Source organism: Rhizobium freirei PRF 81 (assembly GCF_000359745.1).
GTDB classification, from domain to species: Bacteria; Pseudomonadota; Alphaproteobacteria; order Rhizobiales; family Rhizobiaceae; genus Rhizobium; species Rhizobium freirei.
This window is the reverse complement of record NZ_AQHN01000011.1, coordinates 26,361-40,882: the sequence shown is the minus strand read 5'-3', so window position 1 is coordinate 40,882 and position 14,522 is coordinate 26,361. Positions and strand designations below refer to the sequence as shown.

Annotated in this window: 10 protein-coding genes; 3 read left to right on the top strand and 7 right to left on the bottom strand. The window is 61.4% G+C overall.

The genetic code is table 11. The features are described 5' to 3' along the window. The first annotated feature begins 96 nt into the window (after nucleotides 1-96). Nucleotides 97-3,744, top strand: a complete 3,648-nt coding sequence (locus RHSP_RS04170) for an ATP-binding protein (RefSeq protein ID WP_004109536.1) — start codon at nucleotides 97-99, stop codon at nucleotides 3,742-3,744. A 242-nt stretch (nucleotides 3,745-3,986) separates the two neighbouring features. On the opposite strand, the gene RHSP_RS04165 is transcribed toward RHSP_RS04170, so the two are convergent. Next, nucleotides 3,987-4,343, bottom strand: coding sequence for an antibiotic biosynthesis monooxygenase (locus RHSP_RS04165; RefSeq protein ID WP_004109533.1), 357 nt, complete (start codon nucleotides 4,341-4,343; stop codon nucleotides 3,987-3,989). A 123-nt stretch (nucleotides 4,344-4,466) separates the two neighbouring features. On the opposite strand from RHSP_RS04165, the gene RHSP_RS04160 reads away from it, so the two are divergent. Continuing rightward, nucleotides 4,467-5,354 (top strand): LysR family transcriptional regulator, encoded by an 888-nt coding sequence (locus RHSP_RS04160; protein WP_004109531.1) that lies wholly within the window; start codon nucleotides 4,467-4,469, stop codon nucleotides 5,352-5,354. Between the two features lie 34 nt (nucleotides 5,355-5,388). Here RHSP_RS04160 and RHSP_RS04155 read toward each other — a convergent pair whose 3' ends face one another. From RHSP_RS04155 to RHSP_RS04140, 4 genes are all read right to left on the bottom strand, one after another. Then, the gene (locus tag RHSP_RS04155; protein WP_004109523.1) at nucleotides 5,389-5,880 is read right to left on the bottom strand and encodes a YcxB family protein; all 492 of its coding nucleotides are present in this window, start codon (nucleotides 5,878-5,880) and stop codon (nucleotides 5,389-5,391) included. Nucleotides 5,881-5,883: 3 nt separating this feature from the next. Beyond that, entirely contained in the window at nucleotides 5,884-6,231 is a 348-nt protein-coding gene (locus tag RHSP_RS04150; RefSeq protein WP_004109521.1) for a hypothetical protein, read from the bottom strand. 239 nt (nucleotides 6,232-6,470) lie between these two features. Further along, complete coding sequence (locus RHSP_RS04145) at nucleotides 6,471-8,393, bottom strand: DEAD/DEAH box helicase (protein WP_037149752.1); 1,923 nt, start codon at nucleotides 8,391-8,393, stop codon at nucleotides 6,471-6,473. Between the two features lie 356 nt (nucleotides 8,394-8,749). Further along, nucleotides 8,750-10,702 carry an acetoacetate--CoA ligase gene (locus RHSP_RS04140; protein WP_004109517.1) on the bottom strand — a complete coding sequence of 651 codons (1,953 nt, stop codon included), beginning with the start codon at nucleotides 10,700-10,702 and terminating at the stop codon, nucleotides 8,750-8,752. A gap of 165 nt (nucleotides 10,703-10,867) precedes the next feature. On the opposite strand from RHSP_RS04140, the gene RHSP_RS04135 reads away from it, so the two are divergent. Further along, nucleotides 10,868-12,760, top strand: a complete 1,893-nt coding sequence (locus RHSP_RS04135) for an AsmA family protein (protein WP_004109515.1) — start codon at nucleotides 10,868-10,870, stop codon at nucleotides 12,758-12,760. Between the two features lie 31 nt (nucleotides 12,761-12,791). On the opposite strand, the gene RHSP_RS04130 is transcribed toward RHSP_RS04135, so the two are convergent. Together RHSP_RS04130 and RHSP_RS04125 are read right to left on the bottom strand one after the other, a co-directional pair. Beyond that, nucleotides 12,792-13,607 (bottom strand): ABC transporter permease subunit, encoded by an 816-nt coding sequence (locus tag RHSP_RS04130; protein ID WP_004109513.1) that lies wholly within the window; start codon nucleotides 13,605-13,607, stop codon nucleotides 12,792-12,794. 3 nt (nucleotides 13,608-13,610) lie between these two features. Next, a complete protein-coding gene (locus tag RHSP_RS04125) occupies nucleotides 13,611-14,522 on the bottom strand; it encodes an ABC transporter permease subunit (RefSeq protein WP_037149557.1) in 912 nt (303 codons plus the stop codon).

Genomic DNA, 14,522 nt, shown 5'->3' with positions numbered 1-14,522 from the left:
AAAGATCGGGCCTTTGCTGGACCCGAAAGCGGGTCGCGGTTATTAATAAACCGTTAAAACACGAGAGGCGGTCACGCCCGCAAAACAGGTTGGAATATGCCCGCAATTCAATATCCGTTCATTGACATTGCCGTGCATCCGCGCGTTCGGGAGCGCTTTGCCCGCGGCGAGGCCATGGTCATGTTTTCGACCGGGATGGATCGCGTATTGTGGGCCAATGGCGCCGGCGCCAATCTCTTCGGTTACGACGTCATCTATGATTTCCTCGACCAGGGCCCGAAGCCCGGCGACGTTTCGTTCCGCCAGATCGAGGCGACGGCGCGCGGCCTTGGCACTGTTGGCGATCAGCGCACCTTCCTCATCCGCATGGCCTCCGGCTTTCAGCGTTCGGTGGTAAACGTAGCCGTCGAGCTCATCCGCATCCAGGCGGGCGAAGAAGCGATCCTGTTCTCCTCACCGGTCTCGTCCAAGCCGATGACCACCTCCGAATGCGCCAAGCGCATGATCGACGGTTTCGACGATCCCGACACCCATATGGCCGTCATCGGCCGCGATGGCGAAATTGTCGCAGCCTCCGATCGTTTCCGCACGCTCGATATCACGCCGCAGACGGCACGGATGCTGACGACCATGGCCGGTGCACAGTCGGACCGGCTGATCAAGCGGCCGATCCCCACCGGTCGCGGCTATCTGCCCGCCGCCATCGGCAAGCTGTCGGAAATACCGGCGCTGCATCTGCTGTTCGTCGTCGAAACGGTCCTTGGCCATCTCGATCCGACCGAAAACCTTGCCGATGAAGCAAGACCTGCCGCGATCGAACCGCAGACGGAAGAAACCCGTGCGGAACTCGAGGCGGCGACACCCGACGAAGCGCCACAGCCTGCACCATCCGCACCCTTCGGCGATGTCATCGATGCCGTCGCTCACATCGAGGAGCTGGATGAGACGACGGAATATAGCCCGGATGAAGAGCCGGATACGACGCCGATTACCCATGAAGCAAGCGAGCATGTGCCCGCGCCGACGGTGACTGATGCCCACAAAGAGGCCCCGGTTGAGGAAACTGCGCCCGCGGAAGAAGCGCAGGCAGAGACCGCAGTGGTTGCTGACGAGCACATAGCCGAAGCCCCTATGGAAGCTTCCGCGGAAGCAAGCCCGGAGCCGGCCCAGCCTGAAGTCGCTTCGGCCGATGGCGAGGATGCCGAGGGTTTTGTCTTCAAGCGCAACGGCCGGGCTACCCGCTTCGTATGGAAGATCGACTCGGCGGGCCAGTTCAGTGAGGTTTCGCGCGAATTCGCCGAGGCGGTCGGCCCGCATGCCGCGAAAATCGCGGGCCTTGCCTTCACCGATGTCGCCGCACGCTTCAATCTCGATCCGGACGGCAAGATCGCGGAGCTGCTGGCACGGCGCGACACCTGGTCGGGCAGGACGATCTACTGGCCGGTGGAGGGCACGGGCCTGATGGTGCCGGTCGACCTGGCCGCCTTGCCGACCTACACCCGCAGCCGCGAATTCGACGGCTTCAGAGGCTTCGGCGTCGTCCGACTGGCGGATGCAATCGAAGATCCGATGAAGCGCGGCATGGCGCTGGATGCGCCGGAAAGCCGCAATACCGAAGCCACAACCAGCGACCAGGCGGACGAAGCGGCCGCGGGCGAGCAGCATGCCTCCAAACCGGAGGATTCCGGCACGGCAGAAGGCAAAGAGCAGGCAACCGCCGAAGACGCTCCCATCGCAGGCGCGGAACCGCCCGCCCTGCGCATGGTCGAGACGCCGAACCGCCGGCAGACGGACAAGATCATCCGCCTGCACGAGCATCGGACTTTAGCGCAAGCGAGCCTTTCGCTCAGCGAGCAAGCGGCTTTCCGCGAAATCGCCCGGCAGCTCGAACCTTTTGGCAAGCGCGCGGAACCGCCTGTCGAGCAGCCCTCCGCAGAACCGGCCGAAAAACATCTCGACATCGCCCCGCCAGCGAACGCAGCCGACGAAATTCTTTCCGATACGAGCGAAACGGCAACCGACAACGACGCCGCGGAGAGCGGGCAGGAAAAAGCGGCATCGAATACCGAGGCCTTTCCATCGGAGCCTGTTGCCGAGCTTTCCCAAGCGCAGGAAGCCAGCGGCGAAGCAGTCGCCGATGCCGTTTCTCCTCCTGAGACGACAGTCACCTCGGCTGAGCCCGAGGAGGATTTCGATCCTATCGATGTGCTCAACACCGCCATTCCACCGCGCGTGAAGATGCGCATGGGGCTGTCGTCCGATATCGTCGATCAGCTGCCGCTTGCCATCCTCGTGCATGCCGGCGACAGGCTGATCCACGGCAATCCGGAATTCCTGCGGCTCACCGGCTATGAGAACCTGACGGATCTCGAGCAGGTCGGCGGGCTGGACGCTCTGCTGCAGCGCAACGATCTGGAAGGCAAGACCGAACAGCCGGGCACGATGATGGTGGTGCGCGCCGACGATGCGCTGGTGCCGGTCACCGCGCGGCTGCAATCGATCCGCTGGGAAGATGGCACCGCCCTGATGCTGGCGCTGATGCCCGTGGAAAAGAGCGAGCCGCCACCGCCGCAACCTGTTTCCGAGGAGGCCCGTCCCGAACGCATCCTCGAAAAGGTCGGCAAGCTGCAGGTGGAAATCGAGGAACTGCGCTCGACGCTGGAGACGGCGACCGACGGGGTGATCATCGTCGGCCAGGATGGCGAGATCCGCTCGATGAACCGCTCGGCAAGCGCGCTCTTCAACTATGACGACCAAGAGACCCGTGGCAAACCCTTCGTCATGCTGTTTGCGCATGAGAGCCAGAAGGCCGTGCTCGATTATCTCGGCGGACTCTCAGGCCACGGCGTTGCCAGCGTGCTGAATGACGGCCGAGAAGTGATCGGTCGCGAGGCGTCGGGCGGCTTCCTGCCGCTGTTCATGACCATGGGCCAGCTAAACTCCTCGAACGGCTACTGCGCCGTGATCCGCGACATTACGCAATGGAAGCGGACCGAAGAGGAGCTGCGCAACGCCAAGCGCGCCGCCGAAACCGCCAATGCCCACAAGACGGACTTTCTCGCCCGTGTCAGCCACGAGATCCGTACGCCGCTCAACGCCATCATCGGCTTTTCCGACATGATGGCGGGCGAGCGCTTCGGGCCGATCGGCCACTCACGCTATATCGAATATGCGACCGATATCGGCCGCTCCGGACGGCATGTGCTCGACATCGTCAACGACCTGCTCGATATCTCGAAGATCGAAGCCGGCGAGATGGATCTGGATTTCGCATCCGTCGGCCTCAACGAGGCGATTACGGAAGCGGTGTCGCTGGTGCAGCCGCAGGCCAACAGCCAGCGCGTCATCATCCGCACCGCGCTGTCGCAGGCTGTGCCGAATGTCGTCGCCGACCTGCGCTCGATCAAGCAGATCGCGCTCAACATCCTCTCGAACGCCATCCGCTTCACGCCGTCGGGCGGCCAGATCGTCGTATCGACAGCCTATGAAGGCAATGGCAGCGTCGTGATGCGCATCAGGGATACCGGTGTCGGCATGACACGCTCGGAGCTTGAGCAGGCGATGAAACCCTTCCGGCAAGTTTCGACGAATTCCCGCAAGCGCGGTGACGGCACCGGCCTCGGCCTGCCGCTGACCAAGGCAATGGTCGACGCGAACCGCGCAACCTTCTCGATCAACTCCGCGCCGAACGAGGGTACGCTGGTGGAAATCACCTTCCCGTCACCGCGGGTGCTGGCGAACTGAGGGAAGCCCCTAGCAGGGCGGCTGGGCGTGCGGCATTCGCGGCCGCCTCCTGACATTGACGGCCGAAGCCAAACCCTCGGAGCGATTCCGGGAAAACTGCGAAGCGGCTTTCCGTCCGGAATGCGTGAAAACAAAAGGATAGAGCGGAAAAGCGCTCCCACGAAACGCTGAACCGTTCCAGATCACATGCCGGGCGCTGACCGCCCGGCATATCCTTTCAAAGGCAAAGCCGGCTACTCCCCTCATGCCGCCTGGGCGCGCTTGGGCAAGACCAGATCGCCGACCGTATAGGTGTGGAATTCGCTCTTCGAGACGGTGTCCAGCTTCCGGAATTTTTCGACGAAATGCGGATCGGAGAAGAACTCGCCGACATTGCCGGCATCCTGGATCGCCTCGATGTTGACGACGGTCTGGCCGTCCGAGCTTTTTGCAAGGCTGCTCCAGAGAAAGCCTTCCTTTCGTTCCGCGACATAGTGCACGACATCCCGAATGATGGCGAAGGCCTCCTCCTGCTTTCCGGGATGAACGTGAATGACGTTGACGATAAAGGTCGTGGGAGCGGGGGAGCCCGCAAAGCTGGCGATGTGTTTGGTTTCCATGATTGTCTCCATCTGAAGCTCGGGCTGTTCAGCCGCGGCGACATCTGGATATCCGGCTGGGGATAGCGGATAAAGGGGCCTGTATTCCCAACATATCGGATAAAAATTCCAGAATGGAGCAGTATGGACAAGCTCGGAACGCTCGGCATCTTCATCCAGGTCGCCGAGGTCGGAAGTTTCGTTGCCGCAGGACATCGCCTCGGCATTTCGGGCTCCGCCGTCGGCAAGGCCATTGGCAGGCTCGAGGATGAGCTCGGCGTGCGACTGTTCAATCGCTCGACCCGCAGCATGGCGCTGACCGAAGAAGGCAGCTTCTTTCTGGAGACGTGCAGGCGCATCCAATCGGAATACGACGAGGCGCAATCCAGACTATCGAGATCGCAGGCCGTGCCCCGCGGACAGCTCCGCGTGAGCCTTCCTCTGGCGGGCATGCTGCTGATGCCGACATTATCGGCCTTCATGACCTTATATCCGGAAATCAATCTCGACCTCGACTTTACGGATCGCCTAGTCGATGTCATCGAAGAAGGGTTCGACGCCGTCATCCGCACCGGCGAGGTCAGGGACACGCGGTTGATGAGCCGCAAGCTCGGCACCTTCAAGCACAAGATCGTCGCCTCGCCGGACTATCTGCAGGCCCACGGCCACCCGAAGGTGCCGGAGGACCTGCTCCGGCATCGCTGCCTTCACCATCGCTTCGCAAATTCGGGGAAACTCGAGCCGTGGCCTTTGATCCGCGCCGAAGGCGAGATGAAGCTCGACTTGCCGGTGACGACGGTCGCCAGCACGCTGGAGCCGCTGATCTATCTTGCGGAGCGCTCGTTCGGAATTACCTGCCTCCCTCCGTTTGCCGTGGCGTCGGAGATCGCGGAAGGAAAACTGATTTCGCTGCTGACCGACTACTTGGTCGACACGGGAACTTTTCGCGTCCTCTGGCCCACCAATCGATATCTATCGCCAAAGGTCCGCGTCTTCGTGGACTATATGGCCACACACCTCTTTACCGAATAGCGGCAAACGAAAGAATGCGGGACCCTGATATCCGCTAGGATGTTAGGGTTGCTTTCGACCGCAGAAAATCCCGGTCCGCCGTCGAAAGCGTTTCAAGCGGAAGCGTGAAGAACTGGTTCCGCCCAACGAATATCATCCAATAAGCCGGACGTTCCCAAATCTCTATGATCGTCGACCACGGGATCGTCGCCGACCCCAGATCGGACACGACATCAAGCCCTTGGTCGCGAAAGGTCAACAGCGCGCGAGGAGTTCGCATCTGCCTGTATTTCCCGACCGTATTGCGGTGATGCGCAATCCACATCGCTGCGATCATGGCCGGAGGAAGAAGGACGACGATGAAGACGACAACGCTCACCCATCCGCGGTCACCATTCCAAAGCGGCCAGATTAACAGCGCGATCATCACGGCTTCCAACGCCCAAAGAAATTTCAGGCCGGAAATGCCCCGCCTCCAGACGAAGGTCCTGACCGCATCACGCACGATGTCATCGGTATAGGTGACTTCGACGGAGCTGTTCTGCACCGTCTATTCGCCGCTTGCGGGACGATCATGACCGGCGACAAGTCCGGTCGAAACCACGGTCTCGAAATACTCAACCTTCAAATCGAAGGAGCGCAAGAGCTTCTGCGTGCTCGGCTTCACCACTGCGTCGTCAAATTCGCCCTTGCCGAAATGACCGGCCGAGGCCATATCGGCCCAAAAGCTCATGACCACAAGCTCGTTGTTTTCACCGCGCACCTTGCGGGCGAGAGTCGCGCCAAGATGACCGGGCAGCTCAGCCATTTCGACGAAGGTGGTCGTCTCAAGGTGCTTGGCATAGGCTGCCAGCACTTCGTCGGAGCCGGCAACGGCCCGCCAGGAACGAACGATCATGTCAACTCCCCATCCCCGCGCGCATTTTTGGATTTCGTTGGTCAGCGCCCGATTGCGATCCTGATTTATGCATGACTTTCGCGGCCCTGCAATCGCAATCGCTTGCGCATTGGAGGCTCGAACGCCGAGCTGAGAGGTGACGTTGCTCCTCTGCAGAAGGGAAGCAGTCGCTTTCCGCCAATCTGGATGATGTCGTCGTAAGGCGTGCGCCGCGCCCGCTTGCGAGCGCGGCGTCGGGATCATTCGCCTCGTGACTTCGAGGCCTTGCGCGCGGCCCGCGAGTTCGGCTTGCCGCCCTTCGGAGGACCGTCATTCTTGGCAAAGTTCGGCTTGCCGGATTTCTTTGCCCAGGGCTTCTTGTCGGAGCGTTCGGAGACGTTGCCTTCGCCTGCATAAGCCCGTTCCGGCTTGCGGTCGGATTTCCACTTCGGCTTGCCGCCTTCTTGGCCACGGCCGCCCTTGTCAGCGAAGGGCTTCTTTTTCTCGAAAGCCCCTTCCCGTCGAGCCTGCGAAAAATCCGGGACGCCGGCGAGCGGCTTGACGCGGATGCCGCGCTCCAGCGTCTTGTCCGGGCCGATGGCCGCCAGGAAACGATCGATACCGTCCGGGGAAAGCTCGACGAAGGTTTCTTCCGGCTGCATCTTGATGGCGCCGATGTCGCGCTTGGTCAGGTTGCCGTTGCGGCAGAGCATGGGGATCAGCCAGCGCGGCTCGGCATTCTGCTTGCGGCCCACGGAGAGCGACACCCATACGCCATCGGTGAAATCGTTCCGTCCGCCGGATGGGCCGTCATCGCGGGGAGTGACCGGGAAATCGTCGCGGCGCGGCTTTCTGCGCTCGCCTTCGGCCGGCACGTCCTGCAACTCTTCCGGCGCGGAATGGCCGGTGCGGTACTGCCGCAGGAAAGCGGCCGCGACCTGTTCGGCGCCATGGCGCTCCAGCAATTGCTGGACGATGGATTTTTCATCTTCGGCAAGCGCGGCGGTAAAGACCGGATCGGCGAGAAGACGCTCGTCGTCACGCTGGCTGACTTCGTCGGCAGACGGCGGCTTTGCCCAGGTGGCGCGAATGCGGGCGGCTTCCAGCAGGCGCTCGGTGCGACGGCGAGCGCTGAGCGGCACGATGAGGGCGCTGACGCCCTTGTTGCCGGCGCGTCCGGTACGGCCGCTGCGATGTAGCAGCGTGTCCGGATTGGTCGGCAGGTCTGCATGGACGACCAGCTCCAGGCCCGGCAAATCGATACCGCGAGCGGCAACGTCGGTTGCGATGCAGACGCGGGCACGGCCGTCGCGCATGGCCTGAAGCGCATGCGTGCGCTCGTTCTGGCTGAGTTCGCCCGAAAGGGCGACGACGGCGAAACCGCGATTGTTGAACCGCGCCGTCAGATGATTGACGGCAGCGCGCGTCGAGCAGAAGACGATGGCGTTGCGCGCCTCGTAATAGCGCAGCACGTTGATGATCGCGTTTTCCTTATCGCTCGGCACCACCGTCAGCGCGCGATAGTCGATATCGACATGCTGCTTGGCTTCGGAAGCGGTGGCGATGCGAACGGCGTCGCGCTGGTAGTTTTCAGCGAGCTTGGCGATGGAACGCGGCACGGTCGCGGAGAACATCAGGGTGCGGCGCTCGGAGGGCGAGGCTTCCAGAATGAATTCCAGATCTTCGCGGAAACCGAGGTCGAGCATCTCGTCGGCCTCATCGAGCACGACGGCGCGCAGCTCGGATATGTCGAGCGAGTTGCGGCGGATGTGATCGCAGAGGCGGCCGGGCGTGCCAACGACGATGTGAGCGCCGCGCTCCAGCGTCCGCCGTTCCGTGCGCATATCCATGCCGCCGACACAGGAAGCGATTGTCGCGCCGGTCAGGCCATAAAGCCATTCCAGCTCGCGCTGCACCTGAAGCGCCAGTTCGCGGGTCGGCGCGATCGCCAAGGCCAGAGGTGCCCCGGCCGGGCCGAAGCGTTCCGAACCATCGAGCAGGCCGGGTGCCAGCGCCAGGCCGAAGGCAACCGTCTTGCCCGAGCCGGTCTGCGCCGAGACAAGTGCATCCTTGCCGGCGAGGCCGGGATCGAGCATGGCTTTCTGTACCGGCGTCAGCGTTTCATAACCGCGCTTCGCCAAAGCCTGGGCAATCGCAGGAACGATGCCTTCGAATTCAGTCATCATCTGTCTTTCGGAATTCTTCGCCAGCCAAAAGGCAGCGATCATCGTGGCCCGCACGTCGCAGGCCTCTTCTTCAAGCGTGCACATACTTGGTCGGCAGGCCAATGTACAGAGCGGCCACGTATTTGCGTGCAATCTAACGAAAAAAAGGCAGCGAACCGCGCTGCCTTTGAGAATGGTACTGTCAAAAGAAAGCTCGAGTCGGTGAACTTCATGTTTCGGGAGCCAGAACCGGCTCCAATCCGCTGCTGACGTATGCGAACGGTCTCAAGTTGGCCTTTACCTTTGACCAATCTTTCCTAACGCAAGGTTACCAAACGGAGGTCATCGTTTGCCCCTCAATTTTAGGGTGCACTTCAGCTTTTCAATTCTTCCAGCCCGGCGAACAGATCCAGCGCCTCCGGATTGGCGAGCGCCTCCTTGTTCTTGACCGGCCGCCCGTGCACGACATCGCGCACCGCAAGCTCGACGATCTTGCCGGATTTCGTGCGCGGAATATCGGCGACCGCGATGATCTTGGCCGGGACGTGGCGCGGCGAAGCGCCGGTGCGGATGCGGGTCTTCATTGTCTTCACCAGATCTTCGGTCAGCGAGGCACCAGGAGCCAGGCGGACGAACAGCACGACGCGGACATCGTCATCCCAGTCCTGGCCGATGCACAGTGCTTCCAGTACTTCCGGGATCTGCTCGACCTGATTGTAGATCTCCGCCGTGCCGATGCGCACGCCACCGGGATTGAGCGTCGCATCCGAGCGGCCGTGAATGACGAGGCCGCCATGGACGGTCCATTCGGCGAAATCACCGTGGCACCAGATATTGTCGAAGCGCTCGAAATAGGCGGCGCGGTACTTGGCGCGTTCGGGATCGTTCCAGAACATGATCGGCATCGAGGGGAAGGCCTTGGTGCAGACGAGCTCGCCCTTTTCGCCGCGCACCGGCTTGCCTTCATCGTTCCAGACATCGACGGCAAGGCCGAGGCCCGGCCCCTGGATCTCGCCGCGCCAGACGGGCTGCAGCGGATTGCCGAGCACGAAGCAGGAGACAATATCGGTCCCGCCGGAAATGGAAGCGAGCTGAATGTCGTCCTTGATGCCCTCGTAGACGAAGGAGAAGCCTTCCGGCGACAGCGGCGAGCCGGTGGAGGTCATCAGCCGCAGGCTCGAGAGATCATGCGAGGTCTTCGGCGTGAGGCCGCTCTTGTGCACGGCGTCGATATATTTGGCCGAGGTGCCGAACACCGCGAATTTCTCTTCCTGCGCATAATCGAACAGGATATTGCCGCTGGGAGCGAAGGGCGATCCGTCATAAAGGCAAAGCGTCGCGCCGGCGGCAAGGCCGGTCACGAGCCAGTTCCACATCATCCAGCCGCAGGTGGTGAAGTAAAAAACCTTTTCGCCGGGCACGACGCCACAATGCAGGCGATGCTCCTTGATGAGCTGCAGCAGTGCGCCGCCCGTCGAATGCACGATGCATTTGGGAACGCCTGTTGTGCCGGAGGAAAACAGGATGAACAGCGGATGGGAGAAAGGCACGGCGACGAATTCGACGGCTTTCGCCTCGAAAGGTGCGATGAAATCGCTCAAGCTCCGTGCACCGGGCGTTGCCGCCACCACTGCATCGGCGCTCCCAGCATAGGGAACGACCAGGGTCGGCACGTTCAGCCGTTGCGCGATGGCGCTAACCTTTGTCCCGACATCCTGCAGCTTGCCGCTATACCAATAGCCGCTGCAGGCGATGAACAGCTTCGGTTCGATCTGCCCGAAGCGATCCATGACGCCCTGCTCGCCGAAATCCGGAGAGCAGGACGACCAGATCGCACCGATCGATGCAGCGGCTAGCATGCAGGCGATGGTTTCGGGCATGTTCGGCATCATCGCCGCCACCCGGTCGCCCTTGCCGATACCCTCTGCGCGATAGGCTTGCTGCAGTCGCGATACCGTTGCAGCCAACCGATCCCACGACCAGCGGTCGCGGACCTTGTCCTCGCCCCAGAATACCAGCGCATCGCCCTCGCCCGTCCGCGACAGCAGATTTTCGGCGAAATTCAATTGAGCATCGGGAAAGAAGCGGGTCTCCAGCATGAGGTCGCCATTGATCAGCGCCCGCTCGCCGCGTTCGCCCTTGATATCGCAGAAATCCCAAACTGCCGTCCAGAAATTCTCGCGATCAGCAACCGACCAGGCATGAAGGCCGGCAAAATCAGATAGCGACAGATTAAAATCGTGGTTGCACTTCTGCATGAAGGCAAACATCGGACTTTGGCGGCGAGCTTCTTCCGATGGCGTCCAGAGCGGCTGCTGATCCTGCATATTTCTCTCCCCTGTTTTTCTCAGTATATAGCAATGCTGCAACGCATTATAAAGTCACGGCGTCGTGGGGCTTTTCAACCTGCGACGTTTGCATCTGGCAAACATTTCCTATATCCGGCAAGCATAGGCACATCGTCCCTATCAGTTTGAGAGTCTCCACGGGATATGAGAACGTCGAGAAACAATAAGTGGCGTTTGACGATGCGATCAGCCTCGCGATGGTTGCCAGCCGTCGTCCGGACAACCGGTATCGTTCTTCTGACCCTCCTGATCGTCTTTGCGGTTTTCAGGGCAACCGCTCCGTTCCTCATTTCCAGCGGCATCGTGCGCTCCGGCATCGAGAGGGCGCTTTCGGAATGGACGGGCTACAGGGCCCAGATCGAGGGCGATCCCACACTGGATTTCTGGCCGACGCCGCGCATAACGCTCAATCAGGTCACCATCCGCGAGCCGGCAAAGAACGGCAAGGTACTGGGCCATGTCGATAGTCTCTCTGCTGACTTCTCGCTGCTCCCCGCTATCCGCGGACATGCGCATTTCCACGAGTTCCACTTCCTTCGCCCCGTGCTTTACATCCGTCGCGACGAGAACGGGCTGATCGACTGGACCAATGAGGGCCGCCTGTCGAAAGCGATCGAGCAGGTGGAGAGTTCTTCCGGCCAGGCCAGGCCGATGCGAAAGGATCAGGACGCCGCCATCGGCATGCTGACCATCGAAGACGGCAGCGTCGAGATGACGGACGATCGCAGCGGCAACGTCTACAAGATGACCGGCGTCAATGCCGACATTTCCTGGCCGCGGCTCTCGCAGCGCATGACGGCCGTCATCCTTGCCCGCTTCAACGACCAGGACATCAAGCTCAACTTCGACTCGCCGCAACCGCTGCTGTTCTTTGCCGGCAAGAGCGTCGACGCCAAGACCAGCTTTTCCTCGCCGGTGATCAGCTGGGCCTATAACGGGGTTACCAGCATTTCTGACCTTTCAACGCTGTCGGGCAATCTCGAGCTCAGCGTGCCGAACGTTCCCGCCTTTCTGACATGGAGCGGTCAGCGCCTCCCCGCCGCCGATGCGCTCAAGAACGTCTCGCTCAGTGCCGATGTGACGGCGATCGACAAAGGCCTGCGCTTCAACGATCTCAGCTTCAAGGTCAACGACTCCGCGGCTTCCGGTGTCATGGACCTCAACTACACGACGGCTGGAAAGCCGAAGATCTCCGGCACGCTCGCTTTCGACCAGATGAACCTCAATCCATTCCTCGCTGCCTTCTCCATGCGGCTTGCTGCGGAAACCGCCTTCAATGCGCTCCTGAACGGCAACCCGCTGCAGCGCCTCGACCTCGACATGCGGCTCTCCTCCAGCAAGGCCGCGCTCGGTCCCTTCCAGTTCGACAATATCGGCGCCAGCCTGCTGGTCGCGGGCGGCAAGGCGAAATTCGACATTGCCGACAGCGGCTTCGAGGGCGGCTCGCTGACGGCGCATCTTGAGGTCGCCCCGGGCGATTTCGATGGCGGCGGCAAGCTGCAGATATCGATCCGCAATGCCGATTTCGGCGGGCTCTTTACCCGCCTCAAGCTGCCCGGGCCGCTGCCGATGACGGCGGCCGGGTCTTTGGATCTCGCGCTGAGCACTACCCGGCCGATCTGGGTCGCCAGGCTGGGCGACGTTGCCGGGAAGATGCATTTCGCGTCATCAGCCGGATCCTTCCGCGACTTCGATCTCTCGTCCTTCAGGTCCTTGGCCACCCAAAAAGCCTTTTTCCGGATGAGCGATATCGCCGATGCGTCCTTCAATTTCGACAGCATCAATGTCGACGCGACCTTCGCCAAGGGATCTGCCGAAGTACAGAACGCGACTATCGCCGGCCGCAACGAAACCATCACGCTGAACGGCGTCGTTCCGTTCCGCAGCAATGGTCTGGCGCTGTCGGGAGCAATCGAGGCGACATCGCCGTCCGATACGGACGACCTGCCGATGCTGCCCTTCTTCCTTGGCGGCAGCTGGCCGGATCCGGTCGTTTCACCCGTTACCACTTTGCTGCAGAAGCCCCAGCAGCAATAGCTCTTCTGTCAAGCCGGCCCAGCGCTGCCGCTCACGCGGCGGCGGCTGCTTGTTCGTCCCTTTGACGCTGCACCTCGCGGCGCTTGGTGGCGATCGAGGCACAGATGACGCCAACGGCGACGACGCCGATCAGGATCGTGCAGATGGCGTTGATCTCCGGCGTCACGCCGAGCTTCACCTGACTGTAAATCAGCATCGGCAGCGTCTTGGCGCCGGCGCCGGATGAGAAGGTCGCGATCACCAGATCATCAAGCGAAAGCGTCAGAGCCAGGACCCAGCCCGAGAATACGGCGGGCGCGATGATCGGCAGCGTCACCTCGAAGAAGGTGCGCACGGGCGGGGCGCCGAGATCCATCGCCGCTTCCTCGATCGAGCGATCGAAGGTCAAAAGGCGCGATTGCACGACGACGGCGACGAAGCACATGGTCAGCGTCGTATGCGCCATGACGATCGTCCAGAAGCCGCGATCGACGCCCGACGTCACGAAGAGCAGCAGGAGCGACAGGCCGGTGATGACATCGGGCATGACCAGCGGCGCATAGATCATGCCCGAAAACAGGATGCGGCCGCGGAAGCGCGTGTAGCGCACCAGCGTGATGGCCGCGAACGTGCCGAGCACCGTGGCGATCGTCGCGGACAGGAGGGCGATGCGCACCGTCAGCCAGGCGGCGCTCAGCATGGTGTCATTGCTGAAGAGGTGCACATACCATTGCGTCGAGAAGCCGCCCCAGACCGTCACCAGCCTGGAGCTGTTGAAGGAGTAGATGACCAGCAACAGGATCGGCAGATAGAGGAAAGCAAGGCCGAGCGTGACCGAGACGATGTTGAAACGAGACCAGCGGATCATCGATTACCTCCCCTTCTCGTCGGCCTTGGCTTGGAAATGCTGGAAGAAGACGATGGGCACCACCAGCACCAGAAGCAGGATGGTCGCCACCGCCGAGGCCAGCGGCCAGTCGGTATTGCTGTAGAATTCCGTCCAGAGCACCTTGCCGATCATCAGGGTCTCAGAGCCGCCGAGCAGGTCGGGAATGACGAATTCGCCGACAGCCGGAATGAAGACCAGCATGCAGCCGGCGATGACGCCAGGAAGGGAAAGCGGAAAAGTGACGCGCCAGAAGGCGCCGATCGGCGTGCAGCCGAGATCCTGCGCTGCCTCGATCAGCGTGCCGTCCATCTTCTCCAGCGCCGAATAGAGCGGCAGCACCATGAAGGGCAGATAGGAATAGACCATGCCGATATAGACGGCGGTATTGGTATTCAGGATAACGAGCGGCTGGTGGATGATGCCAAGGCCCATCAGCAACTGATTCAAGAGGCCTGTCGTGCTGAGGATCGACATCCAGGAATAGACGCGGATCAGGAAGCTCGTCCAGAAGGGCAGAATGACCAGCATCAGCAAGGTGGGACGGATCGTGCGCGGCGCTTGCGCCATGCCATAGGCTATTGGATAGGCGATGATCAGCGTCAGCAGCGTCGAGATGCCGGCGATCTGAAGGCTCTGAATGTAGGCGTTTATGTAAAGCGGATCACCGGTCAGCCACACGTAGTTGTCGAACGACATAGTCTGCAGCTTGTCCCACCAGTCGCCGAAGCTGTCCGTCCAGGCGAAGGACGGATCGTAAGGCGGGACGGACAGCGCCTTCGTCGCCAGCGAGATGCGGAAGACGATGAGGAAGGGTGCGAGAAAGAAGATCAACAGCCAAGCATAGGGAACAATGATGACGAGGCGCTGATAGATGGAAGAGCCGAGCGCTTTCAT